The organism is Chitinophaga sp. CC14 (assembly GCF_048957795.1).
Classification (GTDB): Bacteria; Bacteroidota; Bacteroidia; order Chitinophagales; family Chitinophagaceae; genus Chitinophaga; species Chitinophaga ginsengisegetis.
The window spans coordinates 1,620,282-1,643,829 of the sequence record NZ_JARBFY010000005.1; the positions used below are offsets into that span (position 1 = coordinate 1,620,282).

The window sequence follows — 23,548 nt, forward strand, 5'->3', positions numbered from 1 at the left end:
GGTCATTACGCCTGCGGCATTTCTTCCCCGGAAAAATCCGCTTGCCGGATCAAAATACAATTTATAATTGCAATTCTTTACATACAGCATCCTTTCATATTAATAACTAATCCCCTGCCGGATAGCAGGGGATTATGATGATATTCTCCGTTGATCTACCTGGCAGATTGCTCCAGTTCTTCCAGCGTCCAGAATTTATCACGACCGGCGGTAGCCGCTCTCATTTTCTTTACGCTTTCCACGTCCACTACCGGCGACTTTCCCTTTTCATTTTTCCCGAAGTTATACCGCACATAACTTAAGATAGAAGCCACCCATTCATCGGTGTTGGTAGCGCCAAAGGGCGCCATTACATCGGTGTAGGTTTTGCCGTCGATAGGACCGGATAAACCGTTGAGCAGAATTTTCATCATCAGTTCCTTGTCGCCGCTTACCCGTTTGGAACCTACGAAAGGCGGTGCGGCAGCAGTACCGCCGCCAACTACAATGCCTTTGCCATCCGGACCATGACAGGTAGAACAAAGCTGTTTGTAAATATTAGCCCCGTTCAGAATAAGATTACGATGCGCTGCCGGCATGTTGGCCAGACGGCTGCCAAATAGTTTGGTGTTGTTATTTACTTCCACGCTGTTAGCAACGCTGCTCAGCATTTTTGTGTAAGCGGAATTACTCACCATCGCGGTTTGCAATGCTTTTGCTTTTTCGGATTTACTTACAGATAACGACAACACCAGCTGTATCTGCACAGCGGCTGCAGGATCATGTTGCAGCGAAGCCAGTTTGCTGATTACGGCTTCATCATTCTCTTTCAGATAGGTTTCGCTGATCCATACGGCAGCTTTTCTCACCTGCGCGTCTGTATCGCCAAAGGCGGTAAACAATGTTTCTTTATCAATGGCATGCAAACCTTCCAGTGTCCACAGGGCGTGAATACGTGCCAGTGCACCGGTGGTTTTTCCAATGGTGGTATGTTTACCCGTGGCAATAAGTTTTAGTGCAGGTACTACAGACAGGTCGCCATTGGCAATAATTTCCTTCTGTGCGTTTTCTCTCCACCAACCGTTGGGGTGATCAAGCCAGGTAATCATCGTACTGCCAGGTGCATCCAGCAATTTAGGTTTCGCATCTGGTTTATAACCGTCATGTACCAGGCGGTAGATGCGACCGCGGCCAATATTTTTGTCCAGTCCCTTTTGCAGAATGCGCGGGCGCAGGAAGCTGCCTTCAGCTGTCCAGGTGGCTTCCTGGATAATGCCGCGATACATATCCACGATATACAAACAGCCATCCGGACCAGTGGCAGTATTCACCGGGCGGAAGTTCATATCATAGGAAGTGATAAATTCCTGCTGGCCGTTGTATGCGTTCTTCAGCGTGATCTTACCATCTACTTCAGATACTTTCGCACGGCGGATCAGGCGGCCTACCGGCTCACAGATGAGCAGGTCGCCTTTCAGATCAGCAGGCAGCGCATCTCCCCTGAACACCGACTGCCCGCAGCTGGCGGTAAAGTGATTGAGCGTAGTATCGGGGCGTAACCTGTTCATACCGCCCTGTACATCCGGGGTAGCAATGATGGGCCATACCGCCAGGAAATCACGGTCGTACTGATCGTTGGGATTCAGGAAACCGTAGGCAGGGTTGATCTGGAAACCCAGTGCCGGAATTTCGGCGCCTGCGCTGGAGAAATACAATCTGCCGTAATCATCATTTCCTAATCCCCACTGTCCGCCGGGTGAATTGGTTAAACTATCCGGTACCAGTTTCCCGCTCACATAACGATAACGTACCGGGTCGCAGCTTACATAAATCCAGTTGTCCATATTCCATACGAGGCCGCTCTTCTGGTGTTCCAGGTTGCGGGTATCGGGCTTATCGTTTTTGTACACCAACTCGGTGGCATCTGCCACGCCATCGCCGTTGGTATCTTCATAACTCCTGATATTATAGGTAAAGGTTTCATTTACCAGCAGCTTATGTCCTACACACAACATCATGCGGGGCAGTACCAGGCTGTCGATGAACGTGGAACTTTTATCCATCGTACCATCGCCGTTGGTGTCTTCCAGTAAGGATATGCGGCAGATGGGCTTTCGCTGCCCCGTACCGTTGATGTCCTGCATATAAGTACGCATTTCTGCCACATACATCCGGGCGTTGCCGTCCCATACAATCGCTACGGGTTCTTTGATCATTGGCTCGCTGGCCACCAGCTGCAGGTGATAACCGGCCGGCACCTGGATGGATTTCATACTTTCCTTTACGGTTTGATATGCCGGGGAAGGATGCGGGTTCACTATAATATTGCCGGCTGCATCCTTTTTGATACCGCTGGTTTTACTGGATACCCTGCATTGATAAATAAACAGGCTGAAGCCCGCCAGCATCATTGCCAGTAATGAATTTCTTTTCATGAACGCGGAACTTTATTTAGCTTTTAAAGAGAGAATATAAGTGACCATTTTCTTCGCATCTGCGGCCGTCAGCGCGGGGTGCGCCGCCATAGGCACTGCTCCCCAGGTACCGGAACCGCCGTTGATAATCTTGGACGACAACAGGTCGACGTTTGCAGCAGAATACGGATACTTCTTTGCCACATCAGCATAAGCCGGTCCTACTACTTTTGTGTCCACTTTATGACAGGCAAGGCAATCAGATTTAGTCAGCAGCATTTTGCCTTCTTCAATATCCTGTGGTTTTATAGCCGGTGCAGTAGTTGTTTTGGGAGAAGCTTTGACAGTCGCCTTTTGGGCAGCCGGTTTCGTTTGGGCATTAACGGTACCCATGACACACATCAGTAAAAAAAGAGGAATAGCTAAACGTTTCATATCTCAATAAAGAATTATAAATAATGTGGAATAGAATGTTGGTGCAAGTAAAGCGGGAGGGCATAATAAATGATTAATAAAAGATTAATCCGGGTGGTTTCCGGAAAAAAAAGACAAAAAAAAGCCGTTAACGCATTAATAAACGCGTTAATTTCCCCGGAGCAGGGTGCTCATGATAAGATAAGAATAGTTGTTCCGGAACTGCTAACGCTATTCTGCCCGCATACTTTTCACCGGGTCTGCCAGCGCGGCTTTCAACGCCTGGTAGCTGATGGTGCCAATAGCGATGATACCCGCAATAATGCCGGATACGGCAAATACCCACCAGCCGATACTGATCCGGTAAGCAAATACCTGCAGCCATTTGTGCATAAAATACCAGGCTACCGGTGTGGCTATCACAAAAGAGATTAATACCAGTTTAAGAAATTCTTTTGATAACAGGTTCACGATATCAGCTACAGATGCCCCCATTACCTTACGGATGCCGATTTCCCGCGTGCGTTGCATAGCGCTGTAGGAGGCCAGTCCGAGTAAACCAAGACAAGAAATAATAATAGCCAGCAGGGCAAAATTGAAAAAGAGTTTACCAAACCGTTCTTCTGTGCGGTATTGCCTGTCGAAGAACTCGTCCAGGAAATAATAACTGAATGGCCGGTTAGGCATCAGGGTTCTCCACTTACGCTCAATAGCCGCGATGGTACCCGACAGCTCTCCGGGAGCTACGTTCACTGACACCACTTCACAATCCTGCGGTTCCATCCGGATGGTAAGCGGTTTGATATCCTGCTGCAGCGAGCGGAAATGAAAATCCTTTACCACGCCTATGATGGTGCCTTCGTGGCCCCATTGCCGGTAGCCCCTGCCGATAGCCTCATCGGGAGTAGCGTAACCAAACAGCTTTGCGGCCGCCTCATTGATCACCAGGGCATGGGAAGAATCGCTGCCATAGTCGCGGGAGAATCCGCGCCCGGCTACTATCTTCATTTTATATTGCTGCAAAAAATTGTAATCTACGGAATACAGGTCCAGGTTAGCTACCTGCATATCCCCTTGTTTATTCTGTATTTCTGAATAAGCGCCATTGGTTTCTCCGCCGGGAATACCTGATGAAATGGTCACGGAATTTACTTTCGGAATATCTTCAATAGATGTTCTGAATGTATGTTTTGCCGGGTCGCCATGTGTATCTATCACCAGCACCTGCTCTTTGTTAAAGCCCAGGTCTTTACTATGCACATAATGCATTTGCAAATACACCACAATAGTGCCCGTGATCAGTGCAATGGAAATAGCAAATTGCGTTACCACCAGTCCTTTGCGAAGAAAAATACCTTTGGTACCCGTAGAAAACCGGCCTTTCAATACCGTTACCGGCTTAAAGGACGACAGCACCAGCGCCGGATACACACCTGCCAGTAAGCCAATGCCAACGGCGGCTGCCAGCAATGCCCCGATATACCAGGCATTGGCAAATAAACCGGTACTGACCGTTTTTCCTGCCAGCAGGTTAAAAGATGGCAGCAATGCTACGAATAATACCACCGTGAATACAAACGCCATCAAACACAACAGCACACATTCCCCGATAAACTGCCGGATCAGCTCCACCCGCGTAGCACCCACCACTTTACGTATGCCGATCTCCTTTGCACGCTCTACTGACCTTGCAGTGGTGAGATTGATGAAGTTAATACAGGCGATAAACAATATAAAAATGGCAATAATGGAAAAAATGTACACATTCGTTATACTACCGTTTTCAAAAGAATCCCGGTCGGAATGCAGGTAGATCTGTTCCAGCGGCTGCAGCAAAACGGTATAAAACATTTTGGCCTTTCTTCTCTCATCACCATTGTGCCGCTCTACAAAGTCCGGGAACTTGGCTGTCAGCGCGGCAGGATCTGCATTAGGCTTTAGTAGCAGGAAAGTGTTTGCGCCAAAATTGCCCCATGCCTTATCGATACGTGGGTTCATACTTACCAAAGTAGACATCGACACCAGCATATCTGCTTTGATCTGGGAATTTTGTGGCATGTCTTCCATCACACCGGTAATAGTCACTGGTACCAGGGCACCGGTCAGTTGTACAGTTTGTCCTACGGGATCTGTATCCCCGAAATATTTCTTCACCGCTGTTTTACTCAACACCACGCTGTTCACTTCCTTCAGCGCCGTAGCGGGGTTACCATAAATAAGTTTAAAATCAAATACCCGGAAGAGGGATGAATCGGCAAACAACGAATGCTCTTCCTGGAAACTCAGGTTGCCTTTCTTTACCAGCAAATTGGCTCCGCTAAACCGTGTAAACGCTTCCACCTCCGGAAAATCGTGTTGCATATCCGGACCAAACGGCCAGGGCGTGCTTCCGCTCCTGATCATTTCACTGGGCGTTTTTATATCACAGATAACGCGGTAGATACGATCTCCTTTACTATGAAATTTATCATAGCTCAGTTCAAAACGTACATAGAGGAAAATGAAGAAGCAGGCAGTAAGACCGATAGTGAGGCCCATTACATTGATAAAAGAAAAAACTTTATTTCTCCAGAGATTGCGCCAGGCAATTTTGAGATAGTTTTTAAACATCAGCAGGAAAGTTGGATTTTGAAAAGATATCAATCTCACGGGATCGTAGGGCTGCTGCGAAGAAAATGCCAGTGGGTAGAGGTGTTAGGATCAGGCGGAATTGAATACGTGAAAATTATAATCTGTCCGGATTTAAGACAAGGGTGTCCGGAAATGGACAAGACAGTAAAAAGAAACAGGGGTTTTCCGATGTGGAAAACCCCTGTTTGAATAATGTGTTGCTGCAAACTTATTTAGTATTCTTTCCCGTACTACCTGCATTGATCAAATCCCTGATTTCTGAGGCTTCCGAGTTGTAGTAATAAGACATAATGGAAGAATACCGTTGATATAGATCATCTCCTGTCCGGAGATCATTTTGTTTTGATCTCAATGTGATTCTCATTTTCTTTGAGAGGATATCAACTTTCTTTGTTCTTCCCAATTTTGCAAGATATTTCCTTTTCATACTTAACTAAATTAAGATATTTTCACGGAATTCGAACAGCTTTGCAGGGTTATCGTTCAATAAATCAATACAATAAGGCAGTTGCCCCTTTGGAACATCTGTAGAAATTGCGCCATAACTGGAAATAAAGCTATATAATTTATTTTTTATTAAATAGTAGGTCAAACATGGATCATTTCCATAACCGTCGAATATCAATCCAATAGGAACGTACCGTTTTGTTTCATGAAATCTATGAATTGCGCGGACAGTTGCCTTCTGTCTCAAAAGAGAAACCAAAGTCAAATGCACCTCGTATCTTTTAAAATGTAAAAACGCCGCCAAATCAATTATTGCATTTACGTCCTGACCAATTTTCGGCAACAGAATGTTATAGCCCAAATCAATTGACCTCAGTGTTAAAGAAGGCACTATCGGATCTGGATTTGAAATGATCTTACTAGATTCCTCATGCACCAATGAGGCACCAAATGGATATCTTGAATATTCCGGCAGTTTTCTCTTTGCAAAATCTGCATCCAAAATTATTGCGCCAAAGTTGTCAGCCATACGGCACGCAATAGATGATTTCCCTGAAGCCGGTAACCCAATCAATATAAATGCTTTCCTGTTACTGATAATGCCACCAACAGGCAGCGCTCCACCTTTTCCTAAACAAATATCTTCATCGTCGGCTAATCTGGTCTTTGACAGTAATTCATCTACAATTGTAACCCTCAGTTTTTCCCTGGAAGGCTCATCAAAAAATCTCTTATCCCTATATTCATTTCCTGAATATGTCTGCATTTCATAGGGCACATTCAGTATGCCGATTTCACCTGCAACTATACCGGGAATAATTCCTTCCAAGCTGGATGGATCAAAATCAAGTACATGCCTTAAAAAGAATTCTACTTGCTTCTCCTCTATTAAAACCCTCGAATATTTCTGGCTCATCAACTAACAATCATTTTCAGATACATTCCACTACTCAACTGAACACTTATTTCAGGAAAACTTCCATCGTCATGGCCTCTTAATATCGGCGCACATCCAATATCTTCCGGCATTCATCTAAGTTTTTGTGGGTTAAACAATATCGTTAACAAATGTACCCTGCCAATGCAAATCACCCGTAAAAAACAGGTTAAAAGAAAATGATTAACATAAAAAAGATGACCAGCAAACGCTGATCATCTTTCTATAAATCTGTAAAGATTATTACCTGACCGGCAAAAAAGCGCTTTTATCCCGGATGCCCGAAATACCTTTCCACTTATCAGCGCTTTCCCGCCACCGCGCGATATATACGCATTTGGCAATTCCCGCACTTATCCTCTTGATAACGAAGGAATTTAGGTGGAGATTTGTTAAAGAAGCAGGCGTCATTATAACAGCACAAACAGTCCCCAAAAATTCTAATGAAGAACACCCCAAAAGCACCTGCTTTAGATTTAAAATAACCCCAAAATAAAATGTCATGAGTTACCAGTTTAAAGGCAATTTAAAGGGCCTTCTGTGCGACAAATACTGCATAGAAGCCATTGCCAACGTTAAGATCAGGCTTTACCGGGCAGCCGTTTCCCGGGAAGTAATCCTGCAGGCCACTGCTGCGGAGAAAGAAACTTTTCACGAAGTATCCGCAGAAGAAGCCAAAAAGAAAGCCGGCAACCTGCTGGCAGAAACCCTCACGGATGCAGAAGGCAACTTCGCCTTTTCTCTCGGAAGAGAAAGTAAGTATGAAGGCGAAGCCTTTGAAATCGACTTCGAATGCGGCAATGTACCACGCCCCAAACCTTACCCCGGCACATTGCCTACCCTCCAGTTCCACATTACCACGCTCCAGCCACGGTGGCGCGGACAGGAAAATGATTTCTTCGCTTCCTGGGAATATGTAATCCCTAACCGCTGGTGGTGCCTCATCCGCGCTAAATATGATGCATGGGTGATCTGCGGCCGTGTGATCAACTGTAAAACCCAGAAGCCCCTGCAAGGTTTACGGGTAGCCGCTTTTGATGTAGACTGGCTCCAGGACGATCCTCTCGGCAGCCAGCTCACCGATGCCACCGGCCATTTCAGGATAGACTATACAATGGCCGACTTCAGCCAAACGCTCCTGTCGCCCTGGCTTAATGTAGAATGGCCCGCAGGCCCCGATCTTTATTTCAGCATCACGGAACCTGTATCAGGCGCCGTATTGCTAAAGGAAGACCGCAGCGTAGGCCACCGCGCCGACCGCACCAACCGCGGTCCCTGCTTCTGTATAGAACTCTGCGTACCAGACGATATCACTCCCAACAACGAAGTACCCGCCCTCTTTGAAAGAGTAGGCGCGTACGACATAGGCCCTACCGGCGCCCAGTTTGATGTACAGGGTTACACCACCGATGTACCCCGTCTCTCTTTCTACGGCCCGCTCGATCTCAACGGCACCCTGCCAAGCGGCACCAACTCCAATGAAATGGAATACCGCTTCCGCATTATCAACGCAGACACCAGCTACGAACTCAGCGCCACACAGGTGCTCAGCGCCCTGCTGCCATTTAAGATCGGCGAACTGCTGAAACAAACCGGCCCCACCACCTGGACGCACGAAGCGGTAATTGTTACCCCCGCCCTCAACAGCGCAGGTGAAGTATGGATTCCCGTACCGCGCGGCAATAACTTAACCACCGGTATCTTCACCCCTACCAATGGCGTACTGGCTATTCTCAATACTGCGCAGCTGGCACTCAATGCCGCCGGCACGGCCTTCGCAAGGGATAATTTTGATCTCACCGCACCCACTGTGCTCGTGGCCGGCAACGCCGTACCACCCGCACAAAGAGCAGGCATCCATACTTTCAAAATTATCTTTGAAGCCCGGAAAGTAGGTACCACCACACTCACTGCCATCAATACACTGGAGAAAATTGTAGTATCCAATGTAAATTATAAACAAAGAAGACACCCGGGATGGGGCTACACCGGTGATGAAAATATCCTCGCAGCAGCCATGCTCGAAATCGGGGAAACTACCGGCAGCGGCCACGGCTGCGGAGGTATCACCACCACCGTTACCGCACAATACACCATTGCCCACCCGCATATCGAAGCATTTACCCTCCGCTTTGAAGGCAACCCCGTACTCCCGGCATCCTTCCACGGCGGCCCGCCACCGGCAGCAGCAGAATACCACAACAACAGCCTGGTATTCTCTACCGCCGGTATGGAACCCTGCGCGTATATTCTCTGGCTGGATCTGCAATTAGGTCTTACCAACGGCTATCAGAAAATACCACTGGTACATGATCATATTGCTTTCTGCAAAACAGCGTAACATAAAAAAGCAGCGAAGAAAATCTTCGCTGCTTTTTTTATCTTCTAATTTCAATTGTCACGCCCGTTTTAACACGTAAAGGATCAGGAGTAAAGTGAAGTCGCCAAACTGCTCACGTAAACTTTCAAGCGCACGGTATATCAGCTTGTACGCGCCAACAATATTCATGTGCATAATGTCAGCGATCTCTTCATAGGAAAGATCCTCATAGTATTTCAGGAAAACCGCTTCCCGTTGCCGGTTAGTTAAAATGTTGAGCAACATATCTACTTTGGCAGTAAGTTCCTCCATGCGTTCTTTCCTCACCATCGGATGCCCGCCAATCAGCTCCAGTTGAAAAGGAATATGTTCCCCACTCAACTCTTCTTCATGCCGCGAAGGGTTGTACTCCAGCTTACGAAGCAGGATACGCCGGAAAGAAAGATACAGGTACTGCTTTACCACCGCCGGACTTTCAATACGCTCCCTGTTTTGCCATAGCTTCAGGAAAAGATCCTGCATGCTTTCTTCTATGCATACATTATCGGGCGTAAATTTAAATCCGTAGTTCGTGAGCGGGGAATAATACAGTTCATATAATCCTTCCAGGGCTTTTACATCTCCTTCTTTATAGGAGTACCATAATTCATTATCATGCATGATGTTGGAATAATGGGATTAGTTCCATAACGAGGGGGCAAAATACAGTAAAAATCGTTTACGGCAAAATGCGTAACCGCTGCCGGGACGAAATTGACCGTTCTTCTTTTTTTGCTCTCAATGGTATAATAATTTTAGTTAAATTAGCCTTATACACTATGATAATGTACTGATGTAGATAAGATCCCCGGTAAGTTTTTGCTTTTTTTATCAAGTCGGAGCCATCAATAATACTGCCGGGAAGGTATAGTGATATCAACCAGAATATAAGATTAAACCCTTATTGCCTCATATGCATTCAACCAAGAGATGTAGAAAGCTGGGTGCGTTTCCCTACCCTACATTGCCCGGATTATATTCAATTAAATCGCTGTTAACTATGAAGCTACTGTCCCTTTTTCTGCTCGCGCTTTCTTTGCAGGCAAGCGCCAGGGATTCCCTGGAAAAACTCCCGCCCGGCCCCTTGCGGCAAACCGCGAAAGCGGCGGCCCCTGTGCATGGCATTATCCGCAACAATAAAGGGGAACCATTACCCGGTGCCTCGGTAAAAGTAAAGGGTACTACAAGAGGCGCTATTACCAATACGGCAGGTGCATTTGACCTGGATGTACCGGATGGCGCCACGCTGGTAATATCTGCCGTGGGCTATAAAACCCGGGAAGTAAGGGCCACCGCTAACCTGGTTATTTCCCTCGAAGAAGATGTAACTGAACTGGGAGGTGTGGTGGTAACCGGTTTCCAGAATATCGACCGTAAGAAATTTGCCGGCGCCGCCGTTACCCTCAAAGGCGATAATGTGAAAATAGACGGCGTACAGGATGTGAGCCGTATGCTGGAAGGCCGCGCTGCCGGTGTGAGCGTACAAAACGTTTCCGGCACCTTCGGTTCCGCTCCTAAAGTACGTATCCGCGGCGCTACCTCTATCTCCGGTGAAAACAAACCACTGTGGGTAGTAGACGGCGTAGTACTGGAAGATATCGTAAACGTTTCCAACGAACAGCTCTCCAGTGGTAATATCAATACCCTCCTGGGTTCTGCCGTAGCCGGACTGAATGCCAACGATATTGAAACCTTCGATATCCTGAAAGATGCTGCCGCCACCGCCCTCTATGGCGCCCGCGCCATGAACGGTGTAATCGTTATCACCACCAAAAAAGGTAAGGCAGGCAGGGCCGCAGTTTCTTACACCGGCAACTTCGGCGTACAACTGAAACCCTCCTACGAAAACTACGATATCATGAACTCTGCCGACCAGATGTCGGTATACGCGGAACTGGAACGTAAACAACTGCTCCAGTATTCCGAACAGATCAACGAACCTACTTCAGGCATCTACGGAAAACTGGGCCGCCTCCTTCAGTATCCCGATGGCAGCGATAAATTTTCTGTACTGAATACCCCGCAGGCACGGCAGCAATGGCTCATGCAATACGCCAATGCCAACACCGACTGGTTCGATATCCTGTTCCGGAATTCCCTCACACAGGAACACTCACTGAGCCTGTCTACCGGTAGCGAAAAGTCACAGCTCTATCTCTCCACCAGCTTCTACAACGACGCCGGCTGGACCATCGCTGATAACGTGAAACGATATACGGTAAACATGCGCGCCAACTATACACCTAATAATAAACTGAGCTACGGCCTCCAGATCAACGGTAACGTACGCCAGCAACGCGCACCAGGCACGGAAGACCGCGTATCGGACAAAGTACAGGGTACCTATACCAGGGACTTCGACATTAACCCCTTCTCCTATGCACTCAGCACCAGCAGGGCACTCAGAGCATACGACGAAAACGGCCAACTTGAATACTTCACGCGGAACTTTGCCCCCTTTAATATCATTGACGAAACGAGAAATAATTTTACAGACCTCAACGTCATCGATTTCAGGTTACAGGGCAACCTGAATTATAAATTCAATTCCCACTTCAACTACGACTTTACCGGCGCCATCCGCTACGCCCGGACAAGTGCGGAACATAAGTCAAACGAAAAATCCAATGAGGCCAATGCCTACCGCGCCAACGGCAACAGCATTATCAACCAGCGGAATCCATTCCTCTACAAAAATCCGGACTTCCCTAACGACCCGGCAGTAGTAGTACTCCCCTACGGAGGATTTTACCGGAGAAATGATGTGGAACTGAAAAATTATACTTTCCGTAACCAGTTTAACTATAACCAGTCGTTCAACGATGATGAACACCAGGTAGCCGCGCTGATAGGACAGGAAGTAAAATACGCCGATCGCCAAACGTCCAACAACATAGGCGTAGGTTATCAGTATAACAGCGGCGGAACACCCTTTGTAGATTATCTCTTCATCAAAAAAATGACAGAGAAAAATAAAACCTACTACGGGGTAAGCAATGACTACGACCGGTTCACCGCATTTTATGCCAACGCCAGTTATACCTATAAAAATAAATACACCCTCCAGGCCACCGTCCGCGAAGATGGTTCCAACAGGCTTGGCAGCTCCCCCAACGCGCGCTGGCTACCTACCTGGACCGTTGCCGGTAACTGGAACATTGACCAGGAAAACTTCCTGAAAAATTCCTCAGCGGTGAGTCACCTGATGCTCAAAGCCAGCTATGGCCTGAACGCCAGCACCGGTGCGGCCACCAATACCACCGCCATCCTGCGGTCGTTTGTTACCGCCCGGCCATATCTTGCCGATCAGCAAACCGCCATTCTCATACAGGCACTGGAAAACTCGGATCTTACCTGGGAGAAAAAGTATGAACTGGACCTCGGCACTGATATGGGATTTTTTGAAGAAAGACTCGGACTTACCTTCGACTACTACCGGAGAAAAAGTTTCGACCTGATCGGTTTGATTAAAACTTCCGGCGTAGGCGGACAGGTAAACCAATTCGCCAACTATGCCGATATGAAATCTCATGGTGTGGACGTAGCGCTCACCGGCAAAATTATTGCACAAAAGAATGTGGGTCTTACCAGTACCCTCATCTTCAGCTATAACAATACCCTCATCACCAACGCCAGGAACAACCCCGTGATCTTCGACCTGGTAGGTGAAGGCGGCGGCGCACTGGAAGGCTACCCTGTACGCGGACTCTTCTCCCTGCAAAACGCAGGACTGGACCCATACACCGGCGTAGCACGCTTTATCAACGACACCGGCACCGTTTCGTCCGGCGTATACCTGCAAAGCCATAATGTGAAATACCTGAAATATGAAGGCCCCGCCGATCCAACCATCACCGGCGGATGGAGCAACACCTTCCGGTATAAGGATTTTTCCCTCAGCGCACTCATTACTTACCAGGCAGGAAATAAAATCAGGCTTACACCGGTATACACTACCAACTACACCGATTTTAACTCGCTGCCAAATGAGTTTAAAGGAAGATGGAGCTTACCCGGAGATGATAAGAAAACAAATATCCCCTCCGTGGCCGACATCTACACACAAACACATCTGCTGGATAATACCGCTTATCCGTATAACAACTATAACTTTTCCAGCGACCGCGTAGCAGATGGTGGATTTGTAAGATTAAAATCAGTGACCCTCAGTTACCAGATCCCCGCACCATTGCTGGGTCGCATCGGTTTAAAAGGCGGATCACTCACGGCTACAGGAAACAACTTATGGCTTATCTACGCCGATGAACGCCTGCACGGGCAAGACCCGGAATTTTATAATACCGGCGGGGTAGCAATGCCTGTCAACAAACAGGTAACCGTTTCACTGAGGGTAAGCCTTTAATCCAAAAAGTATTCATTATGAAAAAACTACTGATCTATATAGGCTTGTTTACCGCCGTACTAACCATACCTGGCTGTAAGAAGTACCTCGAAACACTGCCCGATAACAGGACGGTGATCACCTCACCGGAGCAGGTTACCCAGCTGCTCACTACTGCGTATCCGCATGCCAGTTATATGCTGTTTTGCGAAGCAATGAGCGATAATGTGGAAGACAAAGGCAACACCGGGGTAGGTATTGATCCGCAAACCTTCCTGATCAATACCCAAACTTTTAAGTACCAGGATGCAGATGATATTTCCGCCGATGGCCCCATTGCCTACTGGGACTCCTGTTATGCCGCTATTGCGGTGGCCAACCAGGCATTGTCCTACTGCAGCGGTCCGGACTCGGCAAATTATTCCGCACAAAAAGGAGAAGCGCTCGTATGCAGGGCCTATGCCCACTTTATGCTGGTTACCCTGTTTGCCAAAGCATATAATCCGGCTACCGCGGCCAACGATCCGGGCGTACCCTACATGACCACCATCAGCACGTCCGTTTTCAATAAATACGACCGGAGCAATGTGGCGGCCGTATACCAGAAAATTGAAAGCGACCTTACCACCGGCTTACCCCTGCTGAAAGATGAACTGTATGCCAACGCGCCAAAATATCACTTCACCCGCCAGGCTGCAAACGCCTTTGCTGCACGGTTCTATTTATTCAAACGGGATTATGCAAAAGTGGTAACACATGCCACCGCTGTTTTCGGCAGCGCCAACCCGGCTAACCTGATCCGCGACCAGGACGCATTCTACGGCATGTCGTACGATGATATGGTGGTATACTATAACCACGCATCTAATCCTGCCAATATTTTACTGCAGGAAGCACCCGGCACAAAATATCCGGACAACTATTACAGCTACCGCTATGGGATAGGCTCTGAAATTAACCAGGAATATTTCCTGTCGAACAATGTTACCGGCGGTAACCTGGCAGCCAGCATCTATGGTGCAGGTCCACAGTATTTTAACTTCCCGAAATTCAAGTCAGATGTTACAGTGATGTCGCTCCTGAGCATGGATGAAGTATTACTGAACCGGGTTGAAGCTAATATCCGTTTAAAGAATTACAGCGCGGCTGTTACGGACATGAATACCTGGGTAAGCAAAAATATCTCAGGCTACAATCCAGCCAGCCACAACGTAACCATCGCAAAAATGATGTCTTTCTATGGCTTGCCACAGGATCAATCCATGATCGAAACTACGCTCTTTATGAAAAGGATCACTTACATGCAGGAAGGTCTGCGCTGGTTCGATATCCTTCGTCTCGATATCCCGGTAGTACATACCGGCTCACCCAATTTTAACACGACCCTGGTACCCGGCGATAAAAGGCGATTGCTGCAGCTACCGCCGGAAGCGGTGAACGACGGTATGGCATTGAATCCGCGATAATTCATCTGTTGTAAACCTTTTAAAAATGAAACCAATGAAACTACATATCATCACCGGCATCTTCCTCCTGCTACTAATGGGGAGCGCGTGCAAAAAAGAAAAGGTGAACCTTACCACACCTCCCGTTGGACTCGGCGGCGACTCTACCGCCAACACGCTGGAAGATATCTTTATACACGATAGTCTGACTGTACCTTATAACATCGCTGTTTATTATAAATGGCTGCCCGGTCAGCTGGACTTTCCTTACGAAATTGTTCCGCCAAAGGCTGAGAAAATGATCCCGGCGCTAAAAGCCTTGCTGGCGGTTACTTTCAGACCTTATAATGATCAAACCGGCAGCACCGTTTTCCTGAGAAAATACCTGCCGAAAACATTTAAAGTAGCAGGTTCCGCACAATACCTGAGTAATGGTTCTATTATTCTCGGCCAGGCGGAAGGCGGTACTTCCATGGTGCTGTTTGAATTTAACAATTTCACCACCCAGGCAAAAGATTCCAATACGCTGAAACGGATGGGACATACCATGCACCACGAGTTCGGCCACATCCTGAATCAGAATATTATAGTGCCTCCTTCATTTAAACAGATCACACCACGGTACACCGGTAACTGGTATAATATCGCCGACCAGGAAGCGCGGATGGACGGGTTCATTACCGCCTACGCAGAATCGGACCCGAATGAAGATTTCGTGGAAATGGTCGCGTCCCTCCTGATAGGCGCCGACAATGGCAACGATGGATACGACAACTATGAGAAAATTCTGGCCGATCAGACAGATGGTCCGGGAACATATGGATATGAAGCCATCAAAGCAAAAGAAGCAGCGGTGGTGGACTATTTTGCCCGGTCGTGGTCTATCGACTTTTATGCCCTGCAACGCAAATGCCGCAGAGCCCTGGCCGCCTATTATCAATAATTGTTGATCACCCTGAATTATTATTTATGAAAAAGATATGGATATATTATTTCCTCGGCATAGCAGTGATGCTCTCTGCGTGCGACAGGAAATCAGACCTTAATATAGATGGGATACCAACGGATGTGAGAATAGCACAGGCCCTGGCCACCTATCAGCAAAAGCTTACGGACGCCCCCTATGGATGGGTGGTTACCCAGTACACCAACGGTACCTCCACCAATGGCGGCGTTACCCGCAACGGGCCCAAAGCAGTATTCTCTTATTATATGAAATTCGATAAAAACAGCCAGGTGTCTATGCTGTCGGATTTTAACATGGGAGCTGCCACTGTTTTTAACAATACCGGCTATCGCATCAAAGCTAACCAGCGCCCAACGCTGATCTTTGATACCTATAGCTATGTTCACCTCCCCTGCGATCCGGATGGTAGTATATCCAACAGTCCTTTCGGATCAGGCTTCGGATGGGGAACCGATTTTGAATTTTCTTTTGCAGACAACATAGCCGCATCGGAACTGGGAGACACCATCCGTTTGAAAGGCAACCTGAATCAGGCGGAAGCGGTGATGGTAAAGGCCACGCAGGCAGAACAAACCCTGTTTACTACCAGCGGGTTCGGTTCCTATAGCACCTTCAATAAGATCCTCGAATATTTCAAACGGGTGAACGTTGGCGGCGTCATCTTCGAAATAACTCCCGGCGTAGGCGGCAGGTCGTTCGATATTAAAACAGCAGGCAGTCAAACTATTACCAATGTCGGCTGCCAGTTCGCGCCCACCAGCATCATACTGCAGGAACCCGTTACTGTTGGTGGACTCACGGTTCGCTCCCTCGACAATCTCGTTTGGAATGCAGGCAGCCGCACCATCAGCGCCACTGTCAATGGTACTGCTGCTACCATTGCGCCCGCTCTGGCGCCGCTATCGCCGGAACCAGGAATCGCTATCGACTTCTACAACGAAGGACTCGACAATCCCTGGCTTACTATTCCGGGCTTCCACATCAGCGGAGTGGATGACGCTTACAATATCAGGGGACTTACCTTTCCCGGCCGAACCTATTACAGGTATGTATACTTCCCGGGCCTGGTAGATGCAGGCGGTGGCGACTTTTATGATGTGTTGTCGCCGTTCTTCGTAGGAGCTACTAACGGCTACCCCTACCTGTTTGCGGGCGGAGTGGCGTATCCATATTTACAAAGTGGCGGCCGTCTTACCTTCGAAATGCTCGACGGCGGCGATCCAATCGTGAATCCTCCGGCCATTATTTCTACCAATAATGTTTTTAATACCGGTAAAACAGCACCGCCTTATTTTGCCAACTCCGCAGGCTTTTATATTGTACGTAAAGCAGATGGAACTACAATGGATATGGTGACTGCCGGCGATGCACTGGGCTGGATCTCATGGAACCACCAGTAATTTTATTATTAAAATTTTTATCAGATGAGAAAGATATTCTTCATAGCTGTTATAACCCTGCTGGGCGGCAAATTGGCACAGGCCCAACAAAGCACCCCGTCGCCGGTTAACCAGGTAAAGGAAGGCTACAAGCAAACAAGGGCCAATACCGATTATAGCATGATTTACCTGAGAAACATTGCGGTGACCGATGCGCAGAAACCACAGGTAAATAAAATAATACTGAACTATCTCGACGCCAAAAGAACATTGGCGCTGGCTAACAAACAAGACCTCAGCGTTTACAGGCAGCAGCAACCTGCCCTGTTCAACGACTTTAAAACAAAACTCGCCGCAGTGCTGAACAGCGAACAGATGTCCGCATTCATGGCGTCAAAGCCACCACTCGACGATAAGAAAAACCTGTTAAGAGGATTATTCTACTAAAATAAAAAACGGAGGGGATCATTCCCCTCCGTTTTCACTTGTATTTTTCTTGCCGAGAATTTCCACGCGATGCTGCTCTCCCCACTCTTTCATCGCACCAATCACCGGCGCCAGTGTTTTGCAGTAAGGCGTAATGTCATATTCCACTGTCACCGGCCGCGTATCGCATACCGTACGACTTACCAGTTTATGCATTTCCAGCTCCTGCAATTCCTTTGAAAGTACCCTCGGTGAAATGTTTAATTCTTTCACCAACTCACGGAAACGACGCTTGCCTCCTTTATAAAATGTTAAAAGTATCAATAGCTTCCACTTTCCGCTGATGGTTTCTAAAGTATCTCTTACAGCCATCCCGGCTGATTTGCATTCCTTTTCGCTTAAATGTTCCATGTCAGTATCCTTTTTGTAACCGGTTACACGAGGCAAACATAACCATTCCGGTACTATTTTCGCTCAACGGATGCCATCCAATTGCATACATGAAAATACTTTGCCAGCTACTTTCGGTTTTACTGATTGCCCTCATTCTTATTGCCGCAGGCGTGCCTCATACGGCCCTCATTATTTCACCGGATGCTTTGGACAGCCTCCCCGCTGATACTTTGCCCATCGCCTCACCCGATAGCATGGATGCCCCCATCCATTACAAAGCGAAAGACTCCATCGTAATGCAGATACCCAAAAAACGTATACTCCTGTACGGTAGCGGCGATACCAAATACAAAGAAACCAACATCACCGCGGAACGTATCAGCTTCGACCAGGAAAACGGCATGGTGGAAGCCACCAAAGTAAACGACACCGCCGGCAAAGCCATTGGCCGCCCTGTTATGACCGACAACGGGCAAAGCTTTGAGTCAGATACCATGCAGTTTAATATTACCACCCGTAAAGCAAAAATTTATAATACCCGGTCGGTATATGGAGAAGGATTTATCACCAGCCAGCAGTCCAAACGGATGCCGGACAATACCATCTTCGGCTTTAAAAATACATTTACCACCTGCGATCTCGATACCCCGCACTTCCAGTTCCGCGCCCGTAAAATAAAAGTGATCCCCGATAAACTGGTGATCTCCGGTCCGGCTAACCTGGAAATTGAAGGCATTCCCACACCTTTGTTTATCCCGTTCGCCATTTTCCCCATCACCCAGGGACAACGCTCCGGGATCCTACCACCACAATACGTGGTGAACCAGCAAAAGGGAATCGGCCTGGAAAACGGCGGGTACTATCTCGGCCTGGGCGACAACTTCGACCTCACTACCCGGATAGACCTCTACTCGTACGGCAGCTGGGGGATCAAGGCCAGTCCTACCTACCGGAAAAGATATAAATACAACGGGGGCTTTAACTTCGACTTTGCCAACACCCGCTTCGGCGACCCGGAAGTAAAATCAGAGTTCAGTACCTCGAAAGATTTCCGCGTAACCTGGAACCACAGTATGGACAGCAAGGCCCGCCCCGGTGTGAACTTTGGTGCGGCAGTAAACTTTGGTACATCTTCCTATAACAAATACAATGTATTTGATTACAATACCCGCGTAAACAATAACATCGGGTCATCTATCACGTTCTCCAAAACCTGGCAGGGCAAACCCTATAACCTTACAATGGGATTGAACCACTCGCAAAACCTCAGCACCCGCGATGTGTCCATCTCTTTCCCGGATGCGACTTTCACCGTGAACACCATCTACCCTTTCCAGCCAAAGGAAATGGTGGGCACACCAAAGTGGTATGAAAAAATCGGGGTTTCCTACAATACCATCCTGCGTAACCAGGCTAATTTCAAGGATTCCCTGTTTGGAAAACAAGCGATGTTTGATGCCATGCAAACAGGTATGCAGCACAATATCCCGATCTCGTTTTCTATCCCGGTGTTTAAAACATTTACGTTATCACCGGGCATCAACTATACAGAATACTGGTACACCAAGAAACTTATCCGCAAGTGGGACCCCAATAAAAAGAACCTTGGATCGGACACCGCGGGTGGCGCTATTGACACCACTTATATTCCGGGCTTTTACAGTGCCCGCGATATCAGCGCCAGCATGTCGCTGTCCACCGCCATGTACGGCATGTATACGTTTAACAAAAACTCGAAGATAAAAGCCATCCGTCATGTGATGCGGCCCACGATGAGTGTAAGCTACCGCCCGGATCTCTCCAGCCAGTATTATCATGAGCTGCAGTACAACAAGGAAGGCGATAAACAAATGGTGTCCGATTTCGACGGGGCTATCATCGGGGTGCCTTCCCCAGGCGCTTTCGGAGGTATTAACTTCGGACTGGATAATAACCTGGAGATGAAAGTATTCTCGAAAAAAGATACAACCGGGCATCATGAAAAGAAAATAAAACTATTGGATGGTTTTGGGATCAACGGCAGCTACAACCTGGTGGCCGATTCATTTAAGTTGTCTACTTTCAGCCTCTACGCCCGTACCAACCTGTTCGATAAACTGAATATCTCCGCCAGCGGTAACATCGATCCCTACCAGGTAGATGCCCGTGGCCGCCGCCTCGATAAATACGTATGGCAGCAGGGTAAAATCAGCCTGGGGCGTTTAACCAACGCCAGCGTTTCCCTGAGCACTTCGTTCCAGTCGAAGGATGCAAAGAGCAAGGAAAAGGAACAGAAGATCGACTCTTTGGAGAATGTACAGGGCGCAGACGCCGCTTTTGCGGCGCAACAGCGGCAGCTGCAGATGGTGCGTAACAATCCGGGCGAATACGTGGATTTCGATATCCCCTGGCGCATAGATCTTTCTTATAGTTTATCTTATACCAACACCATTATCCCCGATTCCGGCGGCGTGGTAAAGCGGATCACCCAATATGTAAGTTTTAACGGCGACTTCAGTCTCACACCAAAATGGAAGATCGGTTTGAACAGTGGCTTCGATTTTACCAACATGCAAATCGCGTACACCAACATGTATATCTCGCGCGACCTGCACGATTTCAATCTCTCCATCAACCTGATTCCGTTTGGCACTTACCGGCAGTTCAGTTTCACTATAAGCGCCAAAGCCAGCATCCTGAAGGATTTGCGGCTTAACCGATCCAGGCAGTTCTATGATCAGTAGAACAACACCTTTTCCAGTGTTCCTACCACCGCCGCAATTTCTTTATTGTTGAGCGATGCAAAACCCAAACGCAGCGCATTCTGCGACGAAGCGCCATAGTGGTATTGCTCGCCGCTTGTCATCTGCAAACCAAGTGCTGCTGCCTTTGCTGCAATTTTCTTCAGCGGATATTTTTTGGAGAAGCGCAACCAGATAGCCATTCCGCCGGAAGGAACCGTAAACTTCACCGCATCGCCAAGTTTGGTGCGCAATAAGTGACAAAGCAGGTCCCGTCTTTCTTTATAAATTTTATTTGATTTTTTAAGATGCCTATCTATGGTACCATCCTCAAACAGATTGGCCAATGCCTGCTCGGAAAGGTTATCCCCGCGCAGGTCCATCAGCCGGCGCAAGTCGGCGGCGGCCTTAATAAAATCCGCAGGCGCAATCATAAACCCGATACGGATAGACAGCCCCAGCGATTTTGTAAACGACCCGATATAAATCACATTACCGCCATGATCTGCACTGGCCAATGGTAAAATTGGCGCCGAGCTGTAGTGAAAATCATAATCGTAGTCATCTTCTATCACCGGCAACTTGTACTTCCGGATAACCGCCAGCAGCTTCATTCGCCGCGCTGCACTCAGCGTAACCGTGGTAGGATGGTGATGATGCGTAATCAGGTACAGCATCTTTATTTTCCGTTTGCTGCATAGCTGTTCAATCATATCTACGTCAATCCCTTCTTCATCTACCGGCACCCGTAACAGCTGTGCGCCCCGTTGTTCAAAACAGAGGTCCGCGAAAAAATAGTTCGGACTACCAACAATCACCAGGTCATCTTTTTTGATGAGTAATGCAGCAGCCAGGTAAATAGCCATTTGTGCGCCGCGGGTAATCATGATATGCGGCAAACTGATATTTAATCCGCGGGTATCAGAAAGATACTCCATCATTTGCTTGCGCAGCGATTCCAGGCCAGTAGCGCCTCCATACATCAGCAGCTTGTGATACCGAGGACTTTCAATCACCGAACGGCATTCCTTTACCCAGTCGGTAAGAGGCGCCAGCCGTGCATCCGGGAAGCCATCATTGACGACCAGTGCACCGGTAACCGGCTTCACACTGGCCAGTGTTATGGAAGGAGCCAGATGAAATGAAAACGCCGCCGCATCTTCATAAGGAGATACCGCGCCGCGATAAGTCCGGGGTCGTATTACCGGTAAATTGGCCGCTACCATCACCCCTTTGCGCGGCACCGCCACCAGCCAGTCCTGGCTTACCAACTCATCATACGCCGCAATCACCGTTTTCCGGTGCAGCTCCAGTTGCAACGCCAGCACCCGGCTGCCGGGCAGATATAGCCCCGGCTTTAAGATCCCTTCCTGGATAAGCCCTATGAGCCGGTTGGCGATTTGCTGGTACACCGGCAGCTTCAGCGTTTTATCTGTTTGTATGAGCGTTTTAAATGGCAGCATCTGGACTACTTAACAATTGTAAGGTGGACTACTAAGATACTCCAGTTGCCGGTAAATTTGCAGGATCATTTTTAATACAAAACAATTGACGATGACAACCAGATTTTTGATGAACGAAACGGAACCCGGCGCCTACGCCGCTATGCTGGGGCTGGAAAAATATCTTGCTACCACCGGCATTGCTCCGCTCCATCATGAGCTGATAAGAATACGCGCCTCGCAGATCAACGGCTGCGCCTTTTGCGTAAATAAACATAGTATAGACGCACTTAACTCAGGCGAAACCACGCAACGCCTGCTGCTGCTCCCGGTATGGCGGGAATCGCCACAGTTCACGGAAGAAGAGCGGATCATCCTGGCTATGACGGAAGAAATTACGCTTATCAGCGAGAAAGGACTTACCGATGAAACCTATGAAAAAGCGTTGGCCACATTTGGTCTGAATGGCACTGCGCAGCTGATTATGGCAGTCAATATTATTAATGCGTGGGATCGTATCGGGATCACTACCCGGCGTATTCCTGGTCAATAAAACCCAACAATATGGTATCTGTAAAAACTGCCCGCAGCGAAGCTGAGGATGATACCCGTGTACGGGCACACGGCGTATCACCGTTACTGTTTTTTTGCCTGTACATTCAGCGTTACTGTGAGCTTATCATCAATGGCATTGTCTGGCCCCACCTGGAAGTCTTTCCGGTTAATGGTAAACTTACCGGTCAGTTGCACCGCCTCAGCAGATACCACTGCCGTAAACGGAAAAGTGATGGTTCGCGTAATTCCCTTGATGGTAAGCGCCGCAGTGAGCTGGTAAGTGGAGGGCTTATCCGTAGCTGCAATGCCGGTGGAAACAATCCGCATCACCGGATATTTTGCCGCATTAAAATACTTCTCTTCCAGCAGGTCCCTGTCGCGTTTACCAATACCGGTACTGATCGTATTTACAGCCACGGTAGCATCTATCGATGACGATTTCAGGTCGCGCGGATCAAAACGGATACTCCCTTTCAATCCTTTGAAATAGCCATTCACCGTAGAAGTAAAGATCAGGTGATTGATAATGGTAAACTGTACTTTGGAACCGGCGTCTGTAGGAACATAGTGCTGCGCCTGTGCAGAAATACTGCAAAATGCCAGGAGGCATAACAACCATATACGCCGTGCGTTTGCGGGTGCTTTCATACCTGCTAAGTTGGCTAATTCCCCGCTTATTACCAAATCATAAAAAAACA

16 protein-coding genes are annotated in these 23,548 nt (G+C 48.0%); 8 read left to right on the plus strand and 8 right to left on the minus strand.

What is annotated here, in order from left to right:
- Positions 1–155 precede the first annotated feature (155 nt).
- The 4 genes from PV783_RS26010 to PV783_RS26025 all read right to left on the minus strand — a co-directional run bounded on the left by PV783_RS26010 (position 156) and on the right by PV783_RS26025 (position 6,801).
- Positions 156–2,414, minus strand: coding sequence for a DUF7133 domain-containing protein (locus PV783_RS26010; RefSeq protein ID WP_420990185.1), 2,259 nt, complete (start codon positions 2,412–2,414; stop codon positions 156–158).
- Positions 2,415–2,426: 12 nt separating this feature from the next.
- Complete coding sequence (locus PV783_RS26015; RefSeq protein WP_420990186.1) at positions 2,427–2,828, minus strand: c-type cytochrome; 402 nt, start codon at positions 2,826–2,828, stop codon at positions 2,427–2,429.
- 210 nt (positions 2,829–3,038) lie between these two features.
- A complete protein-coding gene (locus PV783_RS26020; protein WP_420990187.1) occupies positions 3,039–5,417 on the minus strand; it encodes an ABC transporter permease in 2,379 nt (792 codons plus the stop codon).
- A 454-nt stretch (positions 5,418–5,871) separates the two neighbouring features.
- Positions 5,872–6,801, minus strand: a complete 930-nt coding sequence (locus PV783_RS26025) for a zeta toxin family protein (protein ID WP_420990188.1) — start codon at positions 6,799–6,801, stop codon at positions 5,872–5,874.
- A 523-nt stretch (positions 6,802–7,324) separates the two neighbouring features.
- Here PV783_RS26025 and PV783_RS26030 point away from each other — a divergent pair.
- Positions 7,325–9,163, plus strand: a complete 1,839-nt coding sequence (locus PV783_RS26030; protein WP_420990189.1) for a hypothetical protein — start codon at positions 7,325–7,327, stop codon at positions 9,161–9,163.
- Between the two features lie 57 nt (positions 9,164–9,220).
- Here PV783_RS26030 and PV783_RS26035 read toward each other — a convergent pair whose 3' ends face one another.
- The gene (locus PV783_RS26035) at positions 9,221–9,802 is read right to left on the minus strand and encodes an RNA polymerase sigma factor (protein ID WP_111577544.1); all 582 of its coding nucleotides are present in this window, start codon (positions 9,800–9,802) and stop codon (positions 9,221–9,223) included.
- 379 nt (positions 9,803–10,181) lie between these two features.
- Here PV783_RS26035 and PV783_RS26040 point away from each other — a divergent pair, with 379 nt between their 5' ends.
- From PV783_RS26040 to PV783_RS26060, 5 genes are read left to right on the plus strand one after another with little or no spacing between them, the layout of a single operon-like run.
- Positions 10,182–13,544, plus strand: coding sequence for a SusC/RagA family TonB-linked outer membrane protein (locus PV783_RS26040; protein WP_420990190.1), 3,363 nt, complete (start codon positions 10,182–10,184; stop codon positions 13,542–13,544).
- A 17-nt stretch (positions 13,545–13,561) separates the two neighbouring features.
- A complete protein-coding gene (locus tag PV783_RS26045; protein ID WP_420990191.1) occupies positions 13,562–14,989 on the plus strand; it encodes a RagB/SusD family nutrient uptake outer membrane protein in 1,428 nt (475 codons plus the stop codon).
- A 34-nt stretch (positions 14,990–15,023) separates the two neighbouring features.
- Positions 15,024–15,911, plus strand: coding sequence for a substrate import-associated zinc metallohydrolase lipoprotein (locus PV783_RS26050; protein WP_420990192.1), 888 nt, complete (start codon positions 15,024–15,026; stop codon positions 15,909–15,911).
- A 26-nt stretch (positions 15,912–15,937) separates the two neighbouring features.
- Positions 15,938–17,335, plus strand: coding sequence for a DUF4302 domain-containing protein (locus PV783_RS26055; RefSeq protein ID WP_420990193.1), 1,398 nt, complete (start codon positions 15,938–15,940; stop codon positions 17,333–17,335).
- A gap of 24 nt (positions 17,336–17,359) precedes the next feature.
- Entirely contained in the window at positions 17,360–17,761 is a 402-nt protein-coding gene (locus tag PV783_RS26060; protein ID WP_420990194.1) for a hypothetical protein, read from the plus strand.
- Between the two features lie 18 nt (positions 17,762–17,779).
- On the opposite strand, the gene PV783_RS26065 is transcribed toward PV783_RS26060, so the two are convergent.
- Positions 17,780–18,151, minus strand: a complete 372-nt coding sequence (locus tag PV783_RS26065) for a winged helix-turn-helix transcriptional regulator (protein ID WP_420990195.1) — start codon at positions 18,149–18,151, stop codon at positions 17,780–17,782.
- 89 nt (positions 18,152–18,240) lie between these two features.
- Here PV783_RS26065 and PV783_RS26070 point away from each other — a divergent pair, with 89 nt between their 5' ends.
- A complete protein-coding gene (locus PV783_RS26070; protein ID WP_420990196.1) occupies positions 18,241–20,856 on the plus strand; it encodes a putative LPS assembly protein LptD in 2,616 nt (871 codons plus the stop codon).
- Here PV783_RS26070 and PV783_RS26075 read toward each other — a convergent pair.
- On the minus strand, positions 20,850–22,316 hold the full coding sequence (locus PV783_RS26075; RefSeq protein ID WP_420990197.1) for a PLP-dependent aminotransferase family protein: 1,467 nt from the start codon (positions 22,314–22,316) through the stop codon (positions 20,850–20,852). The genes PV783_RS26070 and PV783_RS26075 overlap by 7 nt on opposite strands.
- A gap of 91 nt (positions 22,317–22,407) precedes the next feature.
- Between PV783_RS26075 and PV783_RS26080 the strand changes: the two genes are divergently transcribed.
- Positions 22,408–22,848 (plus strand): carboxymuconolactone decarboxylase family protein, encoded by a 441-nt coding sequence (locus PV783_RS26080; RefSeq protein ID WP_079470186.1) that lies wholly within the window; start codon positions 22,408–22,410, stop codon positions 22,846–22,848.
- Between the two features lie 83 nt (positions 22,849–22,931).
- Here the strand turns inward: PV783_RS26080 and PV783_RS26085 are convergent, their stop codons facing one another.
- Positions 22,932–23,498, minus strand: a complete 567-nt coding sequence (locus PV783_RS26085) for a YceI family protein (RefSeq protein ID WP_420990198.1) — start codon at positions 23,496–23,498, stop codon at positions 22,932–22,934.
- Positions 23,499–23,548: the final 50 nt, after the last annotated feature.

Excerpts from the sequence above, each read along its gene's own strand:
- PV783_RS26050 (WP_420990192.1), top strand. The coding sequence starts at position 15,024 with ATGAAACTACATATCATCACCGGCATCTTCCTCCTGCTACTAATGGGG.
- PV783_RS26020 (WP_420990187.1), bottom strand. The coding sequence starts at position 5,417 with ATGTTTAAAAACTATCTCAAAATTGCCTGGCGCAATCTCTGGAGAAAT.
- PV783_RS26085 (WP_420990198.1), bottom strand. The coding sequence starts at position 23,498 with ATGAAAGCACCCGCAAACGCACGGCGTATATGGTTGTTATGCCTCCTG.
- PV783_RS26060 (WP_420990194.1), top strand. The coding sequence starts at position 17,360 with ATGAGAAAGATATTCTTCATAGCTGTTATAACCCTGCTGGGCGGCAAA.
- PV783_RS26080 (WP_079470186.1), top strand. The coding sequence starts at position 22,408 with ATGACAACCAGATTTTTGATGAACGAAACGGAACCCGGCGCCTACGCC.
- PV783_RS26065 (WP_420990195.1), bottom strand. The coding sequence starts at position 18,151 with ATGGAACATTTAAGCGAAAAGGAATGCAAATCAGCCGGGATGGCTGTA.
- PV783_RS26040 (WP_420990190.1), top strand. The coding sequence starts at position 10,182 with ATGAAGCTACTGTCCCTTTTTCTGCTCGCGCTTTCTTTGCAGGCAAGC.
- PV783_RS26035 (WP_111577544.1), bottom strand. The coding sequence starts at position 9,802 with ATGCATGATAATGAATTATGGTACTCCTATAAAGAAGGAGATGTAAAA.
- PV783_RS26010 (WP_420990185.1), bottom strand. The coding sequence starts at position 2,414 with ATGAAAAGAAATTCATTACTGGCAATGATGCTGGCGGGCTTCAGCCTG.
- PV783_RS26045 (WP_420990191.1), top strand. The coding sequence starts at position 13,562 with ATGAAAAAACTACTGATCTATATAGGCTTGTTTACCGCCGTACTAACC.
- PV783_RS26055 (WP_420990193.1), top strand. The coding sequence starts at position 15,938 with ATGAAAAAGATATGGATATATTATTTCCTCGGCATAGCAGTGATGCTC.
- PV783_RS26070 (WP_420990196.1), top strand. The coding sequence starts at position 18,241 with ATGAAAATACTTTGCCAGCTACTTTCGGTTTTACTGATTGCCCTCATT.
- PV783_RS26015 (WP_420990186.1), bottom strand. The coding sequence starts at position 2,828 with ATGAAACGTTTAGCTATTCCTCTTTTTTTACTGATGTGTGTCATGGGT.
- PV783_RS26025 (WP_420990188.1), bottom strand. The coding sequence starts at position 6,801 with ATGAGCCAGAAATATTCGAGGGTTTTAATAGAGGAGAAGCAAGTAGAA.
- PV783_RS26075 (WP_420990197.1), bottom strand. The coding sequence starts at position 22,316 with ATGCTGCCATTTAAAACGCTCATACAAACAGATAAAACGCTGAAGCTG.
- PV783_RS26030 (WP_420990189.1), top strand. The coding sequence starts at position 7,325 with ATGAGTTACCAGTTTAAAGGCAATTTAAAGGGCCTTCTGTGCGACAAA.